Annotated in this window: 20 protein-coding genes, 1 tRNA gene and 1 pseudogene; 13 read left to right on the top strand and 9 right to left on the bottom strand. The window is 52.3% G+C overall.

The window, feature by feature from the left end; all coding sequences use genetic code 11:
• Nucleotides 1–296 precede the first annotated feature (296 nt).
• The gene (locus MON37_RS03180) at nucleotides 297–1,493 is read left to right on the top strand and encodes an acetate kinase (protein WP_039410699.1); all 1,197 of its coding nucleotides are present in this window, start codon (nucleotides 297–299) and stop codon (nucleotides 1,491–1,493) included.
• A gap of 39 nt (nucleotides 1,494–1,532) precedes the next feature.
• Here MON37_RS03180 and MON37_RS03175 read toward each other — a convergent pair whose 3' ends face one another.
• The gene (locus tag MON37_RS03175; RefSeq protein ID WP_242883537.1) at nucleotides 1,533–2,498 is read right to left on the bottom strand and encodes an IS30 family transposase; all 966 of its coding nucleotides are present in this window, start codon (nucleotides 2,496–2,498) and stop codon (nucleotides 1,533–1,535) included.
• A gap of 322 nt (nucleotides 2,499–2,820) precedes the next feature.
• Between MON37_RS03175 and recN the strand changes: the two genes are divergently transcribed.
• The 7 genes from recN (at nucleotide 2,821) to MON37_RS03140 (ending at nucleotide 10,989) form a co-directional block, all read left to right on the top strand.
• Nucleotides 2,821–4,482: a DNA repair protein RecN gene (recN, locus tag MON37_RS03170; RefSeq protein WP_003776821.1), complete on the top strand. Its 1,662-nt coding sequence runs from the start codon at nucleotides 2,821–2,823 to the stop codon at nucleotides 4,480–4,482.
• A gap of 150 nt (nucleotides 4,483–4,632) precedes the next feature.
• Nucleotides 4,633–5,589 carry a glutathione synthase gene (gene gshB / locus MON37_RS03165; protein ID WP_039409271.1) on the top strand — a complete coding sequence of 319 codons (957 nt, stop codon included), beginning with the start codon at nucleotides 4,633–4,635 and terminating at the stop codon, nucleotides 5,587–5,589.
• A gap of 201 nt (nucleotides 5,590–5,790) precedes the next feature.
• Nucleotides 5,791–6,183, top strand: coding sequence for a diacylglycerol kinase (locus tag MON37_RS03160; RefSeq protein WP_003756111.1), 393 nt, complete (start codon nucleotides 5,791–5,793; stop codon nucleotides 6,181–6,183).
• Nucleotides 6,184–6,376: 193 nt separating this feature from the next.
• Nucleotides 6,377–6,856, top strand: coding sequence for a copper chaperone PCu(A)C (locus MON37_RS03155; protein WP_009311228.1), 480 nt, complete (start codon nucleotides 6,377–6,379; stop codon nucleotides 6,854–6,856).
• Nucleotides 6,857–7,057: 201 nt separating this feature from the next.
• Nucleotides 7,058–8,161 (top strand): tRNA 2-thiouridine(34) synthase MnmA, encoded by a 1,104-nt coding sequence (gene mnmA / locus MON37_RS03150; protein ID WP_039409275.1) that lies wholly within the window; start codon nucleotides 7,058–7,060, stop codon nucleotides 8,159–8,161.
• Nucleotides 8,162–8,266: 105 nt separating this feature from the next.
• Nucleotides 8,267–9,940, top strand: coding sequence for an AMP-binding protein (locus MON37_RS03145; protein WP_039409277.1), 1,674 nt, complete (start codon nucleotides 8,267–8,269; stop codon nucleotides 9,938–9,940).
• A 68-nt stretch (nucleotides 9,941–10,008) separates the two neighbouring features.
• Nucleotides 10,009–10,989: a PhoH family protein gene (locus tag MON37_RS03140; RefSeq protein WP_039409279.1), complete on the top strand. Its 981-nt coding sequence runs from the start codon at nucleotides 10,009–10,011 to the stop codon at nucleotides 10,987–10,989.
• A gap of 157 nt (nucleotides 10,990–11,146) precedes the next feature.
• Here MON37_RS03140 and MON37_RS03135 read toward each other — a convergent pair whose 3' ends face one another.
• The 3 genes from MON37_RS03135 to gmk all read right to left on the bottom strand — a co-directional run bounded on the left by MON37_RS03135 (nucleotide 11,147) and on the right by gmk (nucleotide 14,297).
• Nucleotides 11,147–13,303: a RelA/SpoT family protein gene (locus tag MON37_RS03135; RefSeq protein ID WP_003764533.1), complete on the bottom strand. Its 2,157-nt coding sequence runs from the start codon at nucleotides 13,301–13,303 to the stop codon at nucleotides 11,147–11,149.
• A gap of 110 nt (nucleotides 13,304–13,413) precedes the next feature.
• Complete coding sequence (gene rpoZ / locus MON37_RS03130) at nucleotides 13,414–13,620, bottom strand: DNA-directed RNA polymerase subunit omega (protein ID WP_003740638.1); 207 nt, start codon at nucleotides 13,618–13,620, stop codon at nucleotides 13,414–13,416.
• Between the two features lie 59 nt (nucleotides 13,621–13,679).
• Entirely contained in the window at nucleotides 13,680–14,297 is a 618-nt protein-coding gene (gene gmk / locus MON37_RS03125; RefSeq protein ID WP_009312424.1) for a guanylate kinase, read from the bottom strand.
• A gap of 152 nt (nucleotides 14,298–14,449) precedes the next feature.
• Here gmk and MON37_RS03120 point away from each other — a divergent pair, with 152 nt between their 5' ends.
• The 3 genes from MON37_RS03120 (at nucleotide 14,450) to MON37_RS03110 (ending at nucleotide 18,169) form a co-directional block, all read left to right on the top strand.
• On the top strand, nucleotides 14,450–15,010 hold the full coding sequence (locus tag MON37_RS03120) for an adenine phosphoribosyltransferase (RefSeq protein WP_039409281.1): 561 nt from the start codon (nucleotides 14,450–14,452) through the stop codon (nucleotides 15,008–15,010).
• A 170-nt stretch (nucleotides 15,011–15,180) separates the two neighbouring features.
• Entirely contained in the window at nucleotides 15,181–17,028 is a 1,848-nt protein-coding gene (locus tag MON37_RS03115) for a lytic transglycosylase domain-containing protein (protein ID WP_039409283.1), read from the top strand.
• Between the two features lie 175 nt (nucleotides 17,029–17,203).
• Nucleotides 17,204–18,169, top strand: coding sequence for an IS30 family transposase (locus MON37_RS03110; protein ID WP_242883739.1), 966 nt, complete (start codon nucleotides 17,204–17,206; stop codon nucleotides 18,167–18,169).
• 199 nt (nucleotides 18,170–18,368) lie between these two features.
• Here the strand turns inward: MON37_RS03110 and MON37_RS03105 are convergent.
• Nucleotides 18,369–18,461 (bottom strand) — tRNA-Ser (locus MON37_RS03105).
• Between the two features lie 165 nt (nucleotides 18,462–18,626).
• Between MON37_RS03105 and MON37_RS03100 the strand changes: the two genes are divergently transcribed.
• The gene (locus MON37_RS03100) at nucleotides 18,627–19,187 is read left to right on the top strand and encodes a pseudouridine synthase (RefSeq protein WP_039407554.1); all 561 of its coding nucleotides are present in this window, start codon (nucleotides 18,627–18,629) and stop codon (nucleotides 19,185–19,187) included.
• A gap of 135 nt (nucleotides 19,188–19,322) precedes the next feature.
• Nucleotides 19,323–19,817, top strand: coding sequence for a hypothetical protein (locus MON37_RS03095; RefSeq protein ID WP_082013629.1), 495 nt, complete (start codon nucleotides 19,323–19,325; stop codon nucleotides 19,815–19,817).
• Nucleotides 19,818–19,919: 102 nt separating this feature from the next.
• Here MON37_RS03095 and MON37_RS03090 read toward each other — a convergent pair whose 3' ends face one another.
• From MON37_RS03090 to upp, 4 genes and pseudogenes are all read right to left on the bottom strand, one after another.
• Nucleotides 19,920–20,726, bottom strand: coding sequence for a DUF4198 domain-containing protein (locus MON37_RS03090; protein ID WP_009313193.1), 807 nt, complete (start codon nucleotides 20,724–20,726; stop codon nucleotides 19,920–19,922).
• 139 nt (nucleotides 20,727–20,865) lie between these two features.
• The gene (locus tag MON37_RS03085; RefSeq protein ID WP_003763340.1) at nucleotides 20,866–21,183 is read right to left on the bottom strand and encodes a DUF2322 family protein; all 318 of its coding nucleotides are present in this window, start codon (nucleotides 21,181–21,183) and stop codon (nucleotides 20,866–20,868) included.
• Between the two features lie 36 nt (nucleotides 21,184–21,219).
• Nucleotides 21,220–21,333, bottom strand: a pseudogene (locus MON37_RS03080) (IS5/IS1182 family transposase); the annotation flags it as partial.
• A gap of 53 nt (nucleotides 21,334–21,386) precedes the next feature.
• On the bottom strand, nucleotides 21,387–22,013 hold the full coding sequence (gene upp / locus MON37_RS03075; protein ID WP_003744890.1) for a uracil phosphoribosyltransferase: 627 nt from the start codon (nucleotides 22,011–22,013) through the stop codon (nucleotides 21,387–21,389).
• Between the last annotated feature and the right edge of the window lie 113 nt (nucleotides 22,014–22,126).

Genomic DNA, 22,126 nt, shown 5'->3' with positions numbered 1-22,126 from the left:
AGAATAGCGCGGTTTACATTCATCAACCGATTTCAGACGACCCCGTTCAACCGGCGGCGGCAGAAACCACACGGAAAGCAATATTCATAAAGTTGCCCCATTCCGAATGTAGCGGTCATTTTTCTTTCATAGATTTTACGCCATCAACCGATACGGCCTGCCGCGCAGACGCCCGGCTCGAACCTCAAGCGCATCCACTATGCCTGCGGGAGATGTTTGGCGGTATATCCACGACAAAGAACAGATTGCCGATACTGCCCGCACAGGTCGTCTGAAACATCCAGGAGCCACAACAAATGACCCAAAAACTCATCCTAGTTTTGAACTGCGGCAGCTCATCCCTCAAAGGCGCCGTGCTGGATAACGACAGCGGCGAAGTCCTGCTCAGCTGCCTTGCCGAAAAACTCAACCTGCCCGACGCTTACATCACGTTCAAAGTAAACGGCGAAAAACACAAAGTCGACCTGTCCGCCAAGCCCGACCACACCGGCGCAGTTGAAGCCCTGATGGAAGAACTCAAAGCCCACGGCCTCGACAGCCGCATCGGCGCTATCGGCCACCGCGTCGTCAGCGGCGGCGAACTGTACAGCGAATCCATCCTCGTTGACGACGAAGTCATCGCCGGCATCGAAAAATGTATCCCGCTCGCTCCTCTGCACAACCCCGCTCACCTCTTGGGTCTGCGTGCTGCACAAAGCATTTTCAAAGGCCTGCCCAACGTTGTCGTATTCGACACCGCCTTCCACCAAACCATGCCGGAACATGCCTACACATACGCAATTCCGCATGAACTGTATGAAAAATACGGCTTGCGTCGCTACGGCGCGCACGGTACCAGCTACCGTTTCGTTGCCGACGAAACCGCACGCTTCCTCGGCAAAGATAAAAAAGACCTGCGCATGGTGATTGCCCACTTGGGTAACGGCGCGTCCATTACCGCCGTCGCCAACGGAGAATCACGCGATACCAGCATGGGACTGACCCCGCTGGAAGGCCTCGTGATGGGTACGCGCAGCGGCGACATCGATCCCGCAGTCTTCGGCTTCCTCGCTGAAAACGCCAACATGACCATCACCCAAATCACCGACATGCTGAACAAAAAATCCGGCCTGCTCGGCTTGTCCGGCCTGTCCAATGACTGCCGTACCATCGAAGAAGAATCCGGCAAAGGCCATCCCGGCGCGAAACTCGCCCTGGACGTCTTCATCTACCGCCTCGCCAAATACATCGGCAGCATGGCTGTGGCAGCCGGCGGTCTGGACGTGCTCGTCTTCACCGGCGGTATCGGCGAAAACTCCGACATCATCCGCGAGCGCGTACTCGGCTACTTGGGCTTCCTCGGTCTGAAAGCCGACCACGAAGCCAACCTGAAAGCCCGCTTCGGTAACGCCGGCGTGATTACGACTGCCGACAGCGCAGCCGTCGCCGTTGTTATCCCGACCAACGAAGAATTGATGATTGCACACGACACCGCCCGTTTGAGCGGTCTGTAATAAGCGAGTCATCCTTGGATTCGGATTTCAAGTGCAACACTAGGGTACCAGTGGTTGGAACAGATTTAAGAATAAAACACTTGGCGTTTCGTAGCCAAGTGTTTTTCTCGGCCGGTGGTTCAACTCATCTTGAACCCTGCGTATCTCCCGATCGCTGATGTTTCGGAAATCGGTTTGTTTGGGGAAATATTGCCGGATGAGTCCATTGGTGTTCTCATTCAGCCCTTTTTCCCAAGAATGGTAAGGGCGGCAAAAATAGGTTTTCGCCTTCAATGCTTTGGCTATTTTGGTGTGTTGGTAGAACTCTTTGCCGTTATCCATGGTGATGGTGTGGACTCTGGCTTTATATGCCTTTAATACCCTAATGGCCGCCCGGGCAGTGTCTTCGGCTTTTAAGTTCTTTAATTTGCAGATGATGGTGTAGCGGGTAGTGCGTTCGACCAAGGTCAATAACGCGCTTTTCTGATTTTTGCCGACGATGGTGTCGGCCTCCCAATCGCCGATGCGGGTTTTCCGGTCGACGATAGCAGGTCGGTTCTCTATGCCGACGCGGTCGGGCACTTTGCCTCTGGTCCATGTGCTGCCGTAGCGTTTGCGGTAGGGTTTGCTGCATATTCTGAGGTGTTGCCACAAAGTGCCGCCGTTGCTTTTGTCTTGGCGAAGGTAGCGGTAAATGGTGCTGTGATGGAGTGTGATCCCGTGGTGTTTATGCAGGTAGGCACATACTTGTTCGGGACTGAGTTTGCGGCGGATAAGGGTGTCGATGTGTTGAACCAGCTGCGAATCGAGCTTATAGGGTTTTCGCCGGTGCTGTTTGGTCAGCCGGCTTTGCTTCTGTGCTTTTTCGGCGCTGTATTGCTGTCCTTGGATGCAGTGCCGCTTGATTTCGCGGCTGATGGTGCTTTTGTGGCGGTTGAGCTGTTTGGCGATTTCGGCGATGGTGCAGTGGCGGGACAGGTATTGGATATGGTATCGTTCGTCTTGGGTCAGTTGTGTGTAGCTCATGGCAATCTTTCTTGCAGGACAGGCCGTATGCTACCGCATACTGGCCTTTTTCTGTTATGGAAAGTTGCACTTCAAATGCGAATCCGCCATCCGATAAAAAACCTGCCGTTTTTGGCAGGTTTTTTTGTTGCCGACTGTTTTCAGACGATCTATTTAGAAGGTGTTGTAAATAAAATAATAAAAATCAAATGTATAAAATTTCAATAAGAAAAATTTGAATAAATATAGAAAATCTTATTCAAGCTATAAAAAATCTTAGTTATAATCAGCATATCTAAAGTTATGCCGCCGATGTGCGGTCGATTTACTAAGGAATACTACCATGCTGTTGGCACTTTCCCTACGCGATTTTGTCATTGTTGAAAACCTCAATCTGGATTTCCAAAGCGGCTTTACCGTCTTGACCGGTGAGACCGGTGCGGGCAAATCGATTACGTTGGACGCAATCGGGCTTTTGTTGGGCGATAAGGCCGATTACAGCCAAGTCCGCAGCGGCGCGAAGGAAGCGCAATTGTCGGCATTGTTCGACATCAGCCTTTTGCCCGAACTTAAAGCCCAATTGCAGGAGCAGGGTTTTTTGGACGAAGACGCGGAAGAACTCAGCATCCGCCGCATCATCGACGCCAAAGGAAAAAGCCGCAGCTTCATCAATAATCAGGCAGCCACGCTGGCGCAGCTTAAAGCCGTCGGCGGGCAGCTTATCGACATCCACGGGCAAAACGCCCACCATTCCCTCAATCAAGAATCCGCCCAGCGCGAATTGTTGGACGCATTTGCGGGCAGCAAAGCGCAGGCGGAAACCGTCAGACAGCTTTATCAAAACTGGGTTAACGCTAAAAAAGCCCTCCAAGAAGCGCAGGAACACGCCGAGACCATCATTATCGAGCGTGAGCGTTTGGAATGGCAGTTCAACGAATTGAACCAGTTGGACGTCAAACAAGGTGAATGGGAAGCCCTCAGCCAAAGCCACGACAGCCTTGCCCATTCCGCCGAATTGCTGCAGGCCGCCGAAGAAGTCGGCGACTACATCGATGGCGACAACGGCATCCAACGCCAAATTTATCAATGTCAAAAATTATTGACCAATCTGCAAAACATCGAGCCGCGCTTTGCTGAAAGCCTGAATATGCTGGCGAGCATTGAAGCCGAATTGGGCGAAATCAGTGCCAATATGCGCGACGTCGCAGGCCGCAGCGATATCGATCCCAATGAGTTGGCGGCGCAGGAACAGCGCATGGGCGAACTGATGGGGATGGCGCGGAAATACCGCATCGAGCCTGAAGCACTGCCGCAAAAGCTGGCTGAAATCGACGAGCGCCTGCAAAGCCTGCAAGCCGCTGCCGATTTGGAAGCGTTGACGCAAACCGTTGCCCGCAACCTTGCCGAATATCAGGAGGCCGCTCATGTTCTTTCCGCCATGCGCCATCAGGCGGCGGGCAGGTTGGGCGAGGAAACGACCGGACATATGCAGCATCTCGCCATGAAAGGCGCGCGTTTCGACATCGTTCTGCTGCCGTCTTCGCCCACAGCGCACGGTTTGGAGCAGGTACAGTTCCAAGTCGCCGCCAACAAAGGCAATCCGTCCCGTCCGCTGAACAAAGTCGCGTCCGGCGGCGAACTTGCCCGCATCAGCCTTGCCTTGCAGGTGGTTACCAGCCAATACACGCAAGTCCCCACGCTGATTTTTGACGAAGTCGATACTGGTATCGGCGGCGGTGTGGCTGAAATGGTCGGCAAGGCCCTGCGTGCTTTGGGTAAAAAACATCAGGTGCTCGCCGTGACCCACCTTCCGCAAGTCGCTTCCTGCGGTGAAAACCATTGGCAGGTGCGCAAACACAGCGAAGGCGAACAAACCGTCAGCGAAATCAGCGTGTTGGACCATCAGCAGCGTATCGAAGAAATCGCCCGTATGCTTGGCGGCGAAATCATTACCGACACGACCCGCAGCCATGCGGCAGAGTTAATCAGCCTTGCCGCAGCTTAAACGCAAAATCGAAGAGGTCGTCTGAAAAGGAAGTTTGTGTAACCATTTACAAACCGCTTTTCAGACGACCTCTTTGCCAAACCGCCCGTGCCCTTTCAGACGACCTCAATACAAGGTATGATTACGTCGTTCGTTTATAAGGAAGTTCCCATGAAAGTCCTGTTTATTGCCGATCCGATGGCAAGTTTCAAAACCTACAAAGACACCACCTATGCCATGATGCGCGAGATGGCAAAACGCGGCTGGCAGCTTTTCCATACCTTGAGCGGCGAATTGTCCGTACAGCAAGGATTGGTGACGGCTCAGGCTGCGCCGTTTGAGTTTCTCGGTGCAAAAAGCGACGATGACCATGAATGGTTTAAAGCGGCAGATAAAGTTCAGACGACCTTGAAAGACTTTGATGCCGTCATTATGCGCACCGACCCGCCGTTCGATATGCAATACCTCTACGCCACCCAATTCCTGACGCTGGCGGAACAGCAGGGCGCGAAGGTCTTTAACAGCGGGCAGGCGATGCGCGACTTCAATGAAAAACTGGCGATTTTGAATTTCAGCCAGTTCACCGCGCCTACGCTGGTTACGACCCGTTCCGCCGATGTCCGCGCATTTTTGAAAGAACACGGCGACATCATCATCAAACCGCTGGACGGCATGGGCGGCATGGGCATTTTCCGCCTGACCGAAAAAGACCCCAACATCGGCAGCATCCTCGAAACCCTGATGCAGCTTGATTCCCGCACCATCATGGCGCAACGCTACATTCCCGAAATCGTCCACGGCGACAAACGCATCCTGATTATCGGCGGCGAAGTCGTCCCCTATGCTTTGGCGCGTATTCCGCAAAACGGCGAAACACGCGGCAACCTTGCAGCAGGCGGACGCGGCGTGGCGCAGGAATTGAGCGAACGCGATCGAGAAATCGCCGAGACCCTCACCCCCGAACTCAAACGCCGCGGCATCTTGCTGGCAGGTTTGGACGTCATCGGCCGCAACCTGACCGAAGTCAACGTTACCAGCCCGACCGGTTTCCAAGAAATCATGAAACAAAAAAACTTCGACGTCGCCGCGATGTTTGCCGACGCTGTCGAAGCTTGGTCTAAACAATAATCCCAAAAGGTCGTCTGAAACCCGAATCCGTTTTAGTAAAACCCGCTGCGCTCGTTTTGGCGAAACCCGCTGCGCTCGTTTTGGCGAAACCCGCTGCGCTCGTTTTGGCGAAACCCGCTGCGCTCGTTTTGGCGAAACTCGCTTCGTTCGTTTTCAGACGACCCCTTTTTACAAATATAAATATTGATACAAACATTACTTATGAAACCATCTTCTTACGCTGCCGATAAAAAAGGTAAAAGCGGCATCAAACGCATCATCAACGCATTCGGCTATTCCAAAGACGGGCTTGCCGCCGCCTATCGCTATGAAAGCGCGTTCCGCCAAGTATTGTGGCTGAACCTGATTTTGATTGTCTTGACCTTCATCCTCAATTTCGACTCCGCGACCAAAATGTTGCTGATTATTGCGTCGTTTGTTTCGCTGATCACCGAATTGTTCAACACCGCCGTCGAAGCCGCCGTCGACCACACTTCCACCGAAAAACACGAGTTGGCAAAACGCGCCAAAGATGCCGGCTCCGCCGCGCAATTGCTCGCTTTGACGATGCTGGGTATTGTGTGGGCGATCGCATTGTGGCGCGGGTATGTTTAAATTTACTTTGAGATGATTTATACTTACTAAGTATTAATTCTCATGAATTAATTTGAATCATTTTGTTTAATCTGAGTCAAAGCATTCAGACGACCATTGCATGTAGGATGAGAACAGTATTACCGACATGCAATGTCGCGCGGAAAGCTTTTGCCGCAACAAAACCACCCATTTCATCATAAAGGAGCAATACATGAAAAAATTATTGGCAACCCTGATCGCAGCAGGTTTGGTATCCACCGCTTCCGCAGCCGGTGTTCACGTTGAAGACGGTTGGGCGCGTGCCACCGTCGAAGGCATGAAAATGGGCGGCGCGTTCATGAAGATCCACAACGATGAAGCCAAACAAGACTTCTTGGTCGGCGGCAGCAGCCCGGTAGCCGACCGCGTTGAAGTGCATACCCATGTCAACGACAACGGCGTGATGCGCATGCGCGAAGTCAAAGGTGGTGTTCCGCTGGCGGCAAAAGGCGTAACCGAGCTGAAACCGGGCAGCTACCACGTTATGTTCATGGGTTTGAAAAAACCGCTGAAAGAAGGCGAAAAAGTACCGGTTACCCTGAAATTCAAAAATGCCAAACCTCAAACCGTACAACTGGAAGTGAAAACCGCGCCGCAATCCGGCATGGATCACGGTCATGGCCATGACCACGGTGGCGCGCATCAACACTAATCGTTCATCGTTTGAACTCAAAAGGTCGTCTGAACATTTTCAGACGACCTTTTTGTTATTTGGGTTGGGCAAATTCAATCATTACTTGCAATATGAAATTCATCAGAACGCCATTCCTCTTTTAGGGCCTTCCTTATCCCTTCATCAAAATGTGCTAAAATCCGCCTTTAAAAACTGCTGTTTCCTACCCATATCCCCTTCATGGACATTACTCAACAACCTTCAAACATCATCGTCGGGCTCTCCGGCGGTGTCGATTCCTCCGTAACCGCCGCCTTGCTCAAACAGCAGGGTTATCAAGTGCGCGGTGTGTTTATGCAAAACTGGGAGGACGACGACAATGACGAATATTGCAGCATCAAGCAAGACTCTTTCGATGCCATTGCCGTCGCCGACATCATCGGCATAGACATCGACATCGTCAATTTTGCCGTCCAATACAAAGACAACGTATTCGCTTATTTCCTCAAAGAGTACAGCGCGGGGCGTACGCCGAATCCGGATGTGTTGTGCAACGCGGAAATCAAATTCAAATGCTTTTTGGACTACGCCATAGAGCAGGGCGCGGATACCATTGCCACCGGGCATTATGCGCGCAAAGAAGTCCGCAACGGCACTCATTACCTGCTTAAAGGTTTGGATCAAAACAAAGACCAAAGCTATTTCCTCTACCGCCTCAAGCCTTTTCAACTCGAGCGCGCGATTTTCCCGTTGGGCGGTTTGGAAAAACCTGAAGTCCGCCGCCTTGCCGCCGAATTCAATTTGCCGACTGCCGCCAAAAAAGACAGTACCGGCATCTGCTTCATCGGCGAACGTCCGTTCCGCGAGTTCCTGCAAAAATACCTGCCGACCAACAACGGCAAAATGGTCACGCCCGAAGGCAAAACCGTCGGCGAACACGTCGGACTGATGTTCTACACGCTCGGACAGCGCAAAGGATTGGGCATCGGCGGCGCGGGTGAACCGTGGTTTGTCGCCGCGAAGGATTTGACGAAAAACGAACTCATCGTTGTACAAGGTCATGACCATCCGCTGCTCTATACACGCAGCCTCGTCATGAACGATTTGAGTTTCACCCTGCCCGAACGCCCGAAAGAAGGGCGCTACACCTGCAAAACCCGCTACCGCATGGCGGACGCACCGTGTGAATTGCGTTATCTCGATGATGAAACGGTCGAGCTGGTGTTTGACGAACCGCAATGGGCGGTAACGCCCGGTCAATCCGCCGTGCTGTACGACGGCGACGTCTGCTTGGGCGGCGGCATTATCATGTCCACCGACAAGCCCGTCATTATTACCGCTTGAATAAAAAAGATAAAAGGTCGTCTGAAAGCTACTGCGGCAGGTTTGTTCCCGCCTTTTCAGACGACCTCAAGACAACCATAAAACCAACGAAATAAGATTATTTATATGGAAAAACTCTGGCTCAACAGCTACGAACAAGGCGTCAATGCCGAAATCGACATCACGCAATATAGCTCTATCAGCGACGTATTCCGTCAAAGCGTTGAAAAATTCGCGCACCAACCCGCGTTTCAAAACATGGGCAAAACGCTCACTTACGCCGAGGTCGGCAAGCTGGCGGAAAATTTCGCCTCCTATCTGCAAAACGTCCTGAAGCTGCCGCGCGGCGAGCGCGTGGCGATTATGCTGCCCAACCTGCTGCAATACCCGATTGCGCTTTTCGGCATCCTGCAGGCGGGGCTGGTGGCGGTAAACACCAATCCGCTCTACACCCCGCGCGAGCTGGAGCATCAGTTGAAAGACAGCGGCGCGACCACCATCATCGTTTTGGAAAATTTTGCCAACACGCTGGAGCTGGTGCTGCCGCGCACGCAAATCAAACACGTCATCGTCGCCTCTGTCGGAGAAATGTTCGGCTTCTTCAAAGGCACGCTGATGAATTTCGTGCTGCGCAAAATTAAAAAAATGGTGCCCGAATACCGTATTTCCGGCGCCATCCCTTTTCAGACGACCCTGAAAGAAGGTGCGGCGCATACCTTCCGCCCCGTTACCCTGACCCGCGAAGATACCGCGCTGTTGCAATACACGGGCGGAACGACCGGCGTCGCAAAAGGCGCCGTCCTCAGCCACGGCAACATCTGCGCCAATATGCTGCAGGCGAAAGAATGGATTAAGAACCAACTGCGCGAAGGCAAAGAAACCGTCATTGCCGCGCTGCCGCTTTACCACATCTTCGCCCTGACGGTGAACCTGATGATTTTCACCAACGCCGGTTCCAAAATCATCCTGATTACCAACCCGCGCGACATGAAAGGCTTTATCGGCGAGCTGAAAAAAGAGCGCATCAGCGTCTTCATCGGCGTGAACACTTTGTTTAACGGTATGGTCAACCAACCCGATTTCGCTACCGTCGATTTCTCCAACCTTCGCCTGACTTTGGGCGGCGGCATGGCGACTCAAAAAGCCGTCGCTGAAAAATGGAAAAAAATTACCGGTACGCCCATCGTCGAAGCCTACGGCCTGACCGAAGCCAGTCCCGGCGTGTGCTGCAACCCGCTCAATATCGAAGCATACAGCGGCGGCATCGGATTGCCCGTTCCCTCCACCGAAGTCGAATTGCGCGATGCGGACGGTAAAGAAGTCGGCGTCGGACAGCCGGGCGAACTTTGGGTGCGCGGCCCGCAAGTGATGAAAGGCTACTGGAATCGTCCCGAAGAAACCGCTAAAACCATAGACGCGCGCGGCTTTTTGGAAACCGGTGACATCGCCGTCATGGACGAAAAAGGCTGGCTGAAACTGGTTGACCGCAAAAAAGACCTCATCGTCGTTTCCGGTTTCAACGTTTATCCGAACGAAATCGAAGAAGTTGTTTCACACAACGATAAAGTCATGGAAGTCGCCTGTATCGGCGTGCCCAACGAAAAAACAGGCGAAGCACTCAAAGTCTTCGTCGTTAAAAAAGACCCAAGCCTGACCAAAGAAGAACTCATCGAATTCTGCCGTACCGAGCTGACCGCTTATAAAGTGCCGAAAGACATCGAGTTCCGCGACGAACTGCCCAAGTCCAACGTCGGCAAAATCCTGCGCCGCGAGCTTCGCGAACAGGCGCAAAACAAATAACACCGAAAGGTCGTCTGAAAAGCATCCCGCACCTTTCAGACGACCTTTAATCATCATGGAAACAAGATATGACCCATACCGTCCATCTTCAATTTGAAGACATCGACAACACCGTCCTCCAACGCCTCTGCGGCGCGCTCGACGGCAACCTCGAAGCCTTGGGCAAAGCCCTCGATATCCAAATCAGCCGCCGCTTCGAACACTTCACCTTCATGGGCGAACTCGCCCACGCCGGCCGCCGCGCCTTGCTCGCGCTCGCCGAAGCCGCCGAACAAGGCGATTTGGACGACAACGCCATCCGCCTTGCCGCCGTCGAAGCCAAAACCGCCGACGAGAAACACGAAGAAAAACACCACGACCAACAATATTATTTCCGCACCAAGCGCGGCAGCATAGGCGGGCGTACCCCGCGCCAAAACGGCTACATCCGCGCGCTGTTGAACCACGACGTCGTCTTCGGGTTGGGGCCGGCCGGTACGGGTAAAACCTATCTCGCCGTCGCCGCCGCCGTCGATGCCATGGAAAAACACCAAATCGAACGCATCGTCCTCGTTCGCCCCGCCGTCGAAGCAGGCGAAAAACTCGGCTTCCTGCCCGGCGATTTGGCGCAAAAAGTCGACCCCTACCTGCGTCCGCTCTACGACGCGCTCTACGATCTGATGGGCTTCGACCGCGTGACCAAACTGATGGAAAAAGGCCTGATTGAAATCGCCCCGCTCGCCTACATGCGCGGTCGCACGCTCAACGGCGCGTATGTGATTCTGGACGAAGCGCAAAACACCACGCCCGAACAGATGAAAATGTTCTTGACCCGTATCGGCTTCGGCGCAAAAGCCGTCATTACCGGCGACATCAGCCAAATCGACCTCCCGCGCAACATCAAATCCGGCCTGAAAGACGCCCGCGAAAAACTGCGCGACGTGGAAGGGCTGTATTTCCACACCTTTACCAGCGAAGACGTCGTCCGTCATCCGCTGGTACAGAAAATTGTGGAAGCGTATGAAGCGGCAGAAGAGCAAGCCGAAAGAAGCAGCGCCGCCGAACGGTAAACGATGAGGTTTAAAAAGGTCGTCTGAAAACCTGAAACATGGTTTTCAGACGACCTTTGTGGCATTCGCGCATCCTGCCGATTTTGTTTTTGATTTTAAGAAAGACTTAAACCCCATAAGGCGGCAAAACGGCATCGGCTTTACCGCCCTTCTTCCGTTAGCTTCTGACCACTTTGCGCACTTGGGGAATGGCGTGCAGGTTGTGAATAATTTGGTTGATTTGCGCCAAGTCCTTCACTTTGATGATGAACTTGAATTCGACAAAGCCTTCCGTACCTGCCAGCGCTTTGTTGGGGGTTTCGACGGACTCGATATCCGCGCCAGAGTTAGAGATGGCTTGCGCCATAAGGGCGAGCAGGCCGTGGGCGTCTTCGGACTGGATGCTGAGTCCGGTGCGGTAGGTATGGCTGCCTATACCTTCCCAGTTCGCGTCAAGCTGCTGTTCGGGGTCGGATTTGAGCAGGGTCGGACAGGTATCGCGGTGGATAATCATGCCTTTGTCTTTGACCAAAAGGGCGCGGACGGAATCGCCCGGGACGGGGTGGCAACATTCGGCAAAATGGATGCGGCCGGTTTCTTGGTCGTTGACTTTGATGGGGCTGAGTTTGACTTCGCTGCCGAAGTGCTGCCCTGCCAGTTCGGCGATGTGCATGGCGACGTACACGGGCAGGGTATGCCCCATGCCGACGTTGTAGAGGACTTCTTCAAACGAGGTTTGTTTGTCGTTGAGGTCGGCAAGGTATTTTTCTTTGAGGTCGTCTGAAAGCAATACGTCTTTGGGCAACAGGCTGGACAGGGCTTTTTGCAGGAGGTTTTCGCCGAGGACGATGGCGTCGTGGCGGTTGAGGTTTTTGACGTATTGGCGGATGGCGCTACGCGCGCGGCTGGAAACGGTGAAATTCAGCCATGCCGGATTGGGCTTGGCGTGTTCGGAAGTGATGATTTCAACGGAATCGCCGGTTTTGAGTTTGGTACGCAGGGGCATCATGGTGTTGTTGATGCGGGCGGCGACGGTTTTATGGCCAATGTCGGTGTGGACGGCGTAGGCGAAGTCTATGGGCGTCGATCCTTTAGGTAGGGTGAGGATTTTGCCTTTGGGCGTCAGGATATAGACTTCGTTGGGGAACAGGTCGACTTTGACGTGTTCGAGAAACTCGATGGCGTTCGCGCTGCTGGCTTGCAAATCGAGGATGTTTTTGAGCCATTGGTTGGTATGGAGGACGGCTTGATCGACGGTGTTTTCGCCGGATTTGTATATCCAGTGGCCGGCGATGCCGCCTTCGGCTACGGCATCCATTTCGCGCGTGCGGATTTGGACTTCAATGGGCAAGCCGTAAGGACCAACTAAGGTCGTGTGCAGGCTTTGGTAGCCGTTGCTTTTGGGGATGGCGATATAGTCTTTGAAGCGTCCGGGTTTGGGCTGATAAAGATTGTGCAGCGCGCCGAGTGCGGCGTAACACGCGGGAATGCTGTTGACGATGACGCGGAAGCCGTAAATGTCCATGACTTCGGCAAAGCGCAATTTTTTCGCCAACATTTTTTGATGGATGCTGTACAGGTTTTTTTCCCGACCTTTGATTTTGGCTTCGATATTCGCGCCGACCAAACGCTGACTGAAGGCGCGCAAAACTTTGCCGACGACGTCGCGGCGGTTTTTGCGGCTGTTGTCCATCGCTTTTTTGAGGGTTTCGTAACGGTTCGGGTGGAGGTTTTGAAACGATAAATCCTGAAGCTCTTGGTAGGCGTTGTTCAAGCCGATGCGGTTGGCGATTTGGGCGTAGATTTCGAGGGTTTCTTTAGCGATGCGGCGGCGTTTGTCGGGGCGCATGGAGCCGAGCGTGCGCATATTGTGCAGGCGGTCGGCGAGTTTGACGACGATCACGCGCACGTCTTTGGTCATGGCGAGGATGAGCTTGCGGAAACTTTCCGCCTGATGCTCGGCATGATCTTCAAATTTGAGTTTTTCGAGTTTGGAAAGCCCGTCCACCATCTCGGAGATGGTTTCGCCGAATTCCGCCGCCATTTCGATTTTGGATACGCCCGTGTCTTCGAGTACGTCGTGCATCACGCCCGCGCACAAGCCTTGTATGTCCATGTGCCACAACGCAAGTTGCGTGGCGACGGCAAGGGGATGGGTAATGTAGGGTTCGCCGCTTTTACGGGTTTGTCCGTCATGAGCGTGAAAGGCGTAGGCGACGGCTTTTTCAAGCTCGGCCTGTTCGGATGGGCTGAGATAGGAGGCGGTGCGGAACAAAAGTTCGCGTGCTTCGGCAGTCAGCGCGTCGTAGGGGGCAGTGGGCTGGGGGGCGGGCATTTCAGACGGCCTTCGGTGTGTGTTTTGTTTTGAGCCGTCAGACTGTATCGGTCGGATGTGTCGCGCCGATACAATCCGCGCGGCGGTTAGGCAGGTTTTGCCTGCCGGTATTATTTGTTGCGGGTCAGCAGTTCGGTACCGATTTGACCGGCGGCGATTTCACGCAGGGCGGTAACGGTCGGTTTGTTGTTGCGGATGTCGTCAACCATAGGGGCGTTGCCGTTTTCAAGCTGGCGCGCGCGGCGGGCGGCGACGAGGGTCAGGTCGAAATGATTGGGGATTTTGCCTGTGCAGTCTTCAGTGGTGATACGGGCCATTTGTTTGCTTTCTTTCTATTAATTTGTGATGGAATGTAAATGCGTATTTTCGCTGTTTTTCAGGAATTTTCCAACAGGTTTGAGATAAATCCTTGCTGGGAAGATTTTTTCAGACGACCTGCTTTGATGATGTGGAGCAAATCGGCTTCTGCCCTGTCCAAATCATCGTTGACGACAATATAGTCAAACAGGACGGATTGTTCGATTTCGTGACGCGCTTTGGAGAGGCGGGTTTGGATGACTTCCTCGCTGTCGGTGCCGCGCCCGATAAGGCGTTCGGCAAGGACTTCGAACGAAGGCGGCAGGATGAAGATGCTGCTCGCTTCGGGCAGCGATTTGCGCACCTGCGCCGCACCTTGCACGTCAATTTCCAAAATCACATCGTAACCCTCTTCGCTAAGGGAATTGACCCCCGCTATGCTGGTTCCGTAATAATTGCCGAAAACGTTTGCGTGTTCGAGAAAGGCTTTCTGTTTGATTAAAGACTCAAATTCCTCTTTGGGAACAAAATGATAATGTACGCCGTGCTGTTCGCCTTCGCGCGGCTGGCGGGTGGTGTGCGATACGGAGACGCGCAAATCGGCGTTGTTTTTCAAAAGACGGGAAACCAGCGTGGTCTTGCCCGTGCCGGAAGCGGCGGAAATGATGAAAATATTGCCTTTTTTATGGGGTTTCATGATGTCGGTACCGATGGGATTATCTGTTGATTGTAGCATACGGGGCGTGTAATTTCATGTTCAGACGACCTTTCAGCCCCGATGGATTTGGCAACCGACGGTCTGACGGCTACAATATCGCGTTAAAAACTTTTCATTTGGGAACACGCAAAATGTTGGTTCATCCTGAGGCGATGGACGTCGCCGCATTGGCGGACAAAATCCGCAAAATCGAAAACTGGCCGCAAAAAGGCATTTTATTTCACGACATTACACCGGTACTTCAAAGCGCGGAATATTTCCGCCTTTTAGTGGATTTGCTGGTCTATCGCTATATGGGTCAGAAAATCGATGTCGTGGCTGGCTTGGACGCACGCGGCTTCATCATCGGCGCGGCGTTGGCGTATCAGTTGAACGTCGGCTTCGTCCCCATCCGCAAAAAGGGCAAGCTGCCTTTTGATACGATTTCGCAAAGCTACGCGCTGGAATACGGCGAAGCGACGGTCGAAATCCACAAAGACGCGGTCAAACCCGGCGCACGCGTGCTGCTGGTCGATGACCTGGTCGCAACCGGCGGCACCATGCTCGCAGGCGTGGAATTAATCCGCAAACTCGGCGGCGAAGTCGTTGAAGCGGCGGCGATTTTGGAATTTACGGATTTGATTGGCGGCAGCAAAATCCGCGAAAACGGCGTTCCCCTGTTTACCCTGCTGCAAAACGAAGGCTGCATGTAAACTTTGCCCATGCCTCAAAGGTCGTCTGAAACAGCCATCCTGCTTTTCAGACGACCTTTTTGTTGCCCCTTATTACGCGGTTAATGTAAATATCGGTTTCAGATTCGGATAATGCCGCCAAATCGTTTAGAATGCGGTTCTAATTGATTCTAATAAAGATACGGTACGTAATGAACGCACAACGCATATTTTCCCTCTCACTCAGCCTGATTGCCGCCGCGATTTTGTCGGCGTGTGCCTCCGAAAACGACACGACTTCATCCAAAGAGCCTGGCTCTTCCCTGACCGAACCCGCTTCCATCCCCGCCCGCCGCGCCGAAGGCGAATCCAAAGTATTGTCCGATTACGGTCAATATCAAGGCGCGCTGGACGCTGCCAAACGCGGCGACGATATGTGGGTGCAACAATTCTTGGCGCAAGCGGGCGACAGCGCGATGGCTGAAAACGTCCGCAACGAATGGCTCAAAAGCCTCGGCGCGCGCGGACAATGGGATGTGTTCCGCCAAGAAAACAAAAAGCTGAATGCGGCGGGCCGGGTGCAGGAAGTGCAATGTTATGCCGAGCTGAGCAGCGGCAGCTACAACATGGCGGCAGAACTTGTGCGCGTTACGAACAAGCTGCCTGCGGGTTGTACCCGTTTGATCGAAAGCGCGGCATCGGCAGGTCGTCTGAACAGCAACGACGCATGGCGTCGCGTACGCGGATTGTTGAGCAACAGCCAAACCAGCGACGCACGCAGCTTGGCAGCCGCATTGGGCAGCCCGTTTGAGGGCGACTCGCAAGGTGCGCGCGAATATAGCCTTTTGAACGTCATCGGCAAAGACGCGCGCAAATCCTCCTCCGCAGCCTCTACCCTGTCCGGCATGGAATCCGGCTTAAGCCGCGAACAAAGCAGCTTCGCATGGGGCGTATTGGGACTCTACCAAGCGCAAAATCAAAACATGCAGACCGCGTTGAGCTACTACAACCGCGTTTCCGACCGCAAACAACTGACCGACGAGCAATTCGAATGGTACGCCCGCGCCGCCCTGCGTCTGCAACGCTGGAACGAATTGTCCGGCATCATCCAACAAATGCCCGACAACCTGCAAAAAGACCCGACTTGGCAATACTGGCTGGGCCGCAGCTACGCCGCACAAGGCAACCAAAGCCGTGCTAAAGAAATGTACGAAAAAGCCGCCACAAGCGGACGCAATTTCTACGCCGTCTTAGCAGGCGAAGAACTCGGTCGCCGCGTCAATACCAAAAACAACGTTTCCGACGCCGATAAAAAAGACGTCCGCCGCATGGCAGACGACGGAGCCATCAAACGCGCGCTGGTTCTGTTTAAAAACAGCCAAAGCAGCAACGATGCCAAAATGCGCCGTCAGGCACAGGCAGAATGGCGTTTCGCCACCCGCGACTTTAACGAGGACAACCTCCTGACTGCCGCGCAGGTCGCCTTTGAAAACCAGTTCTACGACATGGCGATCAACAGCGCCGACCGGACCGAGCGCAAACTCAACTACAACCTGCGCTACCTCTCTCCGTTTAAAGAGACCACCGTCCGCTACGCCTCGCAAGCAGGCGTTGATCCCGCTTGGGTTTACGGCCTGATCCGCCAAGAAAGCCGCTTCGTCATGGGCGCGCAATCCAGCGTCGGCGCGCAAGGCCTGATGCAGGTTATGCCTGCCACCGCCCGCGAAATCGCCGGCAAAATCGGCATGAGCAGCAGCGAACTCTACACCATGGACGGCAACATCCGCATGGGTACATGGTATATGGCAGATGCCAAACGCCGCCTGCAAAACAACGAAGTGATGGCAACCGCAGGCTACAACGCCGGCCCCGGCCGCGCCCGCAACTGGCAGGCTTCTACGCCTCTGGAAGGCGCGATTTACGCTGAAACCATCCCTTTCACCGAAACCCGCGACTACGTCAAAAAAGTCATGACCAATGCGACCTTCTACGCATCCCTGTTCAACGAACCGCAAACCTCGCTGAAACAGCGTATGGGAACCGTTCCGGGCCGTTATTGATTGACGCGGCTGTATCCGATCGGATTGTTTGACAGATACGGAAGCCAAACTTGAAAAAGGTCGTCTGAAAATGTATTTTCAGACGACGGCGGATTCGCATTTGAAGTGCAACTTTCCATAACAGAAAAAGGCCAGTATGCGGTAGCATACGGCCTTTCCTGCAAGAAAGATTGCCATGAGCTACACACAACTGACCCAAGACGAACGATACCATATCCAATACCTGTCCCGCCACTGCACCATCGCCGAAATCGCCAAACAGCTCAACCGCCACAAAAGCACCATCAGCCGAGAAATCAAGCGGCACTGCATCCAAGGACAGCAATACAGCGCCGATAAAGCCCAACGGCAAAACCGGCTGACCAAACAGCACCGGCGAAAACCCTATAAGCTCGATTCGCAGCTGATTCAGCACATCGACACCCTTATCCGCCGCAAACTCAGTCCCGAACAAGTATGTGCCTACCTGCATAAACACCACGGGATCACACTCCATCACAGCACCGTTTACCGCTACCTTCGCCAAGACAAAAGCAACGGCGGCACTTTGTGGCAACATCTCAGAATATGCAGCAAACCCTACCGCAAACGCTACGGCAGCACATGGACCAGAGGCAAAGTGCCCAACCGCGTCGGCATAGAAAACCGATCCGCCATCGTCGACCGGAAAACCCGCATCGGCGATTGGGAGGCCGACACCATCGTCGGCAAAAATCAGAAAAGCGCGTTATTGACCTTGGTCGAACGCGTTACCCGCTACACCATCATCTGCAAATTAAAGAACTTAAAAGCCGAAGACACTGCCCGGGCGGCCATTAGGGTATTAAAGGCATATAAAGCCAGAGTCCACACCATTACCATGGATAACGGCAAAGAGTTCTACCAACACACCAAAATAGCCAAAGCATTGAAGGCGAGAACCTATTTTTGCCGCCCTTACCATTCTTGGGAGAAAGCGCTGAGTGAGAACACCAACGGACTCATCCGGCAATATTTCCCCAAACAAACCGATTTCCGAAACATCAGTGATCGGGAGATACGCAGGGTTCAAGATGAGTTGAACCACCGGCCAAGAAAAACACTTGGCTACGAAACGCCAAGTGTTTTATTCTTAAATCTGTTCCAACCACTGGTACCCTAGTGTTGCACTTGAAATCCGAATCCAAGGACCTTTTATATAAACCGGGTCTGACAAGGAGTTTATCGCAGGGATATTCGGTTAGGATGAGCTACTTGCTATCTGTTGTTCTTAGCCCCGATTGCGTGGGGTGATATGACTGCTTTTTGTTTCATGGGGAAATAAAGAAAACCCGTCGGATAATCGACGGGTTTTCGTATGGTGGCGGAGTAAGAGGGATTCGAACCCTCGATGCAGGTTGACCCCACATGCTTCCTTAGCAGGGAAGTGCCTTCAGCCTCTCAGCCATTACTCCTAAGGAAGTGCGTAATATACTGGTTTGGCTCGGGCGTGTCAAGCTGGGCTTCAGGGTATTTTTTAACCGTATGAAATCATTTGTATAAAATATAAAGAAGCGTGAAATTGTAGCCCGTATGCGACGGCTGGTACAATTCATGCTTGGTTTCAGGATGTGATGAAAATGAATGATTTAATCGTATTGAACAAACCTTATGGCGTGATTTGCCAGTTTTCGACGCATGAAAAGTATGGGTGTTTGAAAGATTATGTGTCGCTGTCGGACTTTTATCCGGCGGGGCGTTTGGATACGGACAGCGAGGGTTTGCTGCTGTTGACGAACGACGGGCGTTTGCAGGCGCGGATTGCAGATCCTAAGTTTAAGCTGGAGAAAACTTATTGGGCGCAGGTGGAAGGTTCGCCCGACGAAGCGAAGCTGGATATGCTGCGGCGCGGAGTGGATTTGGGCGATTTTGTCACTCGTCCGGCAAAGGTTCGCGTGTTGGAAGCGGACGAAGCAGATGTTTTATGGCCGCGCGTGCCGCCTATCCGCGTGCGCAAGTCCGTGCCTGATTTTTGGGTGGAAATTCGGATTTCGGAAGGAAAAAACCGGCAAGTCAGGCGGATGACGGCTAAGGCGGGTTTTCCGTGCCTGCGTTTGGTCAGGGTGGCAATAGGTCGTCTGAACGTGTTTGATTTGGGCCTGCCGCTTGGTCAATGGACGTTTGCGCCGCATAAGCCTTGATTAAGATCATTAAAATTAATATTAATAATAAAATACTAATTCATGAGATTATCTGATAAAATATTAAATATTATTATTTATATTTAATATTTATTTATTTTTGTGAAATTTAAAATCACTACCTGAGGTTATGAAATGTCAGAACATACTACGCTGATTATTAATTGGAAAGGTCCATATTCATACGATGATATTACTAACAATCCAGAGTTGAGAAATGGATTGTATCTTGCGGCAGGCAAACAAAAATATGAAAGAGGTGATAATTCCATCCAATATTGTGGGATTACAGAAGGAAATTTCTCCTCAAGATTTAGGAATCATCATAAACTCCCACTTATTACAAGAGAACAGGAATTTTGGTTAGGAACAGTGGTTGTGCCAGCAAATGCGAGCCGTTATTATCTTGAAATGGCTGAAGCCCTGATTATTTATTTCTGGCAACCCTCTTTAAACGAAAAGAAAAAAATTTCTCCACCTAAATCAACAACAGTAATAAATTATTGGTTCACAAAAGACGGACAGCCTAGATTTAACCAGCGAGCTATTTATAGAGATTTACCAGATGTTCTATCATGGGATACAGAACATTGGAGAACAGGTAACCTAACTGTTTACACAGATTACTAAAATTTTATTTCTCAAAAATATCTTAATTTTAAAATATAGTAGATAAAAAGGTCGTCTGAAAACCCTGCAATACGGTTTTCAGACGACCTTTGTTATTGGATATTAATGATGCGTATGACCGATTTGGAAGGTCAGGGTGGTGTAGTTCGCCTGTTTTTGGCACACGCTTTGATCGGGGAAATCGGCTTTGTGTTCTACGCTGGCTTTCCAGAAGCCTTGACGCAGGGGAATGATGCTGACTTCGCCTTTGTCGTCCGTAGTATCGGAGAAGGCTTGGGCTTCGGTTTTGTGGGTTTTGCTGCGGTCGCTGGTGTCGAAACCGTCAAATGTGGCGGTAACGGTGGCGTTGGGCAGCGGCTCGCCGTTGAAAAGGACGCGGACTTTGAAGCGTTCGCCGACGTGGACGTTGGCAGGATTATCCAGCGGAACGATTTCCAGATGTTGCCCGACTTGCTTGGTGATGACGGCGGTGTCTGCGCTTTCGTGTCCGACGTTGACAATGTTTTTACCGAACATTCGGGTTTGTTCGCAATAGCTGGCGTCAGGCATTTCTTTAATGCTCGCCTGTTTCCAGCCTGCGCTGTTTTTGGACCAGAAGGTCGGTTGGTATTCGGCGGTAACGAGGTAGCTGCCGTCTTTGACAGGGAGTTTGCTGCGGTATTGGTAGTTGTACGTCCCTTTTTGAATCAGATTTTCTTTGCCTTTTTCGGTAATCAGCTGCATGGGCTTGCTGAAAATGTGCAGGCGGTCTTTGGCGATGGGTTCGAGTTCGGGGAACTCGCCGTAGCCCAATTCGGCTTGCAGGTATTCGCCGCCGTGTGTATGGGCGGTTTCGACCCAGACGCGGTGTGCTTGGGCGGTTGTGCTGAACAGGAGTGCGGATGCGATGAACAATGCGGTTTTTTTCATGGGTTCTCCAAATGTATCGGGTAGAAATTTGATTGGTTATAATATAACAATTTTATTTATAACAAAACGGGTTCATGAAAAAAAAGGTCGTCTGAAAACAGGATTTCTGTTTTCAGACGACCTTTCGCTTAGCCGATGTTTAAGCGTTAACCGGCTTTAGAAGTAATCTGAGATTTTCGTTTTTCACTTGCAACAGCAAATCGATATTGGGATGTTTGCCCGGATTGGCTTGCGCATCGGCAACGTGTTCGGCAAACCAATCCAAACCCTGCGCAGCAGCAGCGGCATCGAGCTTGCCGCCGAAATTCAATGCCAAAGCGTTGTAGAGTTTCAGCGAGCCTTGCTTGCCGGGCGCGTTGGGGATGTGATGGACGGCTTTGCCTTGTGCGTCGAGGATGTCGAGCCCGCTCAAATGACCGATGTCGGGCATGGCGGCGAGGTTGTCTTGGAAGCTCATGGTTGTCCTTTCTAACATGGGATTTTCAACGAAAAATACCTTGTATAGTGGATTAACTTTAAACCAGTACGGCGTTGCGTTGCCTTGCCGTACTATCTGTACTGTCTGCGGCTTCGTCGCCTTGTCCTGATTTAAATTTAATCCACTATAAAAAGGTCGTCTGAAACCCATACATTCGGTTTCAGACGACCTCAAATCACGAATCAGCGTGTACCGAAAATCTTATCGCCCGCATCGCCCAAGCCGGGGATGATGTAGCCGTTTTCGTTCAAATGGCTGTCGAGGGCGGCGGTGTAGATGGTAACGTCGGGATGCGCTTCATTGACGGCTTTGACGCCTTCGGGTGCGGCAACGAGTACCAACGCCTTGATATTTTTGCAGCCTTTCGCCTTCAACAGGTCTATGGTAGCCACCATAGAGCCGCCGGTCGCGAGCATGGGGTCGATAATCAACGCGGGGCGTTCGTCCATGCTGTCCACAAATTTTTCAAAATAGGAAACGGGTTTGAGCGTTTCTTCGTCGCGCTGCAATCCGACCACGCTGATTTTGGCAGTCGGAATCAGGTCGAGCACGCCGTCGAGCATACCCAAACCGGCACGCAAAATCGGCACGACGGTCAAGGTTTTGCCCTTGATGCGGTCACCTTCGATTTGACCGCACCAGCCGTCGATAATGTATTTTTCAATTTCAAAATCACGGCTGGCTTCGTAAGCCATCAGGCGCGCCAGCTCGGTAGTGAGGGTGCGGAATTTGTAAGTGCTGCAATCAGCCTCGCGCATGAGCGTGAGTTTGTGGCGGACAAGGGGGTGATTGATAACGGTTACGTTCATTTGGCAGGCTTCAGATTGTTTTTGAATGGGTGTGATTATACTTTTTTTTGAATATTCGGAAAAGCAGGCAGAACACGGCAAAAGGTCGTCTGAAAAATTTTTCAGACGACCTT

This window comes from Morococcus cerebrosus (genome assembly GCF_022749515.1).
Taxonomy (GTDB): domain Bacteria; phylum Pseudomonadota; class Gammaproteobacteria; order Burkholderiales; family Neisseriaceae; genus Neisseria; species Neisseria cerebrosa.
Note: the sequence above shows the minus strand (reverse complement) of the source record. Positions and strands in the feature narration are given on the sequence as shown.

What these genes read in the sequence shown, in the direction of transcription:
- MON37_RS03180 (WP_039410699.1), top strand. Translation starts at nt 297, where the DNA reads ATGACCCAAAAACTCATCCTAGTTTTGAACTGCGGCAGCTCATCCCTC.
- MON37_RS03175 (WP_242883537.1), bottom strand. Translation starts at nt 2,498, where the DNA reads ATGAGCTACACACAACTGACCCAAGACGAACGATACCATATCCAATAC.
- recN (WP_003776821.1), top strand. Translation starts at nt 2,821, where the DNA reads ATGCTGTTGGCACTTTCCCTACGCGATTTTGTCATTGTTGAAAACCTC.
- gshB (WP_039409271.1), top strand. Translation starts at nt 4,633, where the DNA reads ATGAAAGTCCTGTTTATTGCCGATCCGATGGCAAGTTTCAAAACCTAC.
- MON37_RS03160 (WP_003756111.1), top strand. Translation starts at nt 5,791, where the DNA reads ATGAAACCATCTTCTTACGCTGCCGATAAAAAAGGTAAAAGCGGCATC.
- MON37_RS03155 (WP_009311228.1), top strand. Translation starts at nt 6,377, where the DNA reads ATGAAAAAATTATTGGCAACCCTGATCGCAGCAGGTTTGGTATCCACC.
- mnmA (WP_039409275.1), top strand. Translation starts at nt 7,058, where the DNA reads ATGGACATTACTCAACAACCTTCAAACATCATCGTCGGGCTCTCCGGC.
- MON37_RS03145 (WP_039409277.1), top strand. Translation starts at nt 8,267, where the DNA reads ATGGAAAAACTCTGGCTCAACAGCTACGAACAAGGCGTCAATGCCGAA.
- MON37_RS03140 (WP_039409279.1), top strand. Translation starts at nt 10,009, where the DNA reads ATGACCCATACCGTCCATCTTCAATTTGAAGACATCGACAACACCGTC.
- MON37_RS03135 (WP_003764533.1), bottom strand. Translation starts at nt 13,303, where the DNA reads ATGCCCGCCCCCCAGCCCACTGCCCCCTACGACGCGCTGACTGCCGAA.
- rpoZ (WP_003740638.1), bottom strand. Translation starts at nt 13,620, where the DNA reads ATGGCCCGTATCACCACTGAAGACTGCACAGGCAAAATCCCCAATCAT.
- gmk (WP_009312424.1), bottom strand. Translation starts at nt 14,297, where the DNA reads ATGAAACCCCATAAAAAAGGCAATATTTTCATCATTTCCGCCGCTTCC.
- MON37_RS03120 (WP_039409281.1), top strand. Translation starts at nt 14,450, where the DNA reads ATGTTGGTTCATCCTGAGGCGATGGACGTCGCCGCATTGGCGGACAAA.
- MON37_RS03115 (WP_039409283.1), top strand. Translation starts at nt 15,181, where the DNA reads ATGAACGCACAACGCATATTTTCCCTCTCACTCAGCCTGATTGCCGCC.
- MON37_RS03110 (WP_242883739.1), top strand. Translation starts at nt 17,204, where the DNA reads ATGAGCTACACACAACTGACCCAAGACGAACGATACCATATCCAATAC.
- MON37_RS03100 (WP_039407554.1), top strand. Translation starts at nt 18,627, where the DNA reads ATGAATGATTTAATCGTATTGAACAAACCTTATGGCGTGATTTGCCAG.
- MON37_RS03095 (WP_082013629.1), top strand. Translation starts at nt 19,323, where the DNA reads ATGTCAGAACATACTACGCTGATTATTAATTGGAAAGGTCCATATTCA.
- MON37_RS03090 (WP_009313193.1), bottom strand. Translation starts at nt 20,726, where the DNA reads ATGAAAAAAACCGCATTGTTCATCGCATCCGCACTCCTGTTCAGCACA.
- MON37_RS03085 (WP_003763340.1), bottom strand. Translation starts at nt 21,183, where the DNA reads ATGAGCTTCCAAGACAACCTCGCCGCCATGCCCGACATCGGTCATTTG.
- upp (WP_003744890.1), bottom strand. Translation starts at nt 22,013, where the DNA reads ATGAACGTAACCGTTATCAATCACCCCCTTGTCCGCCACAAACTCACG.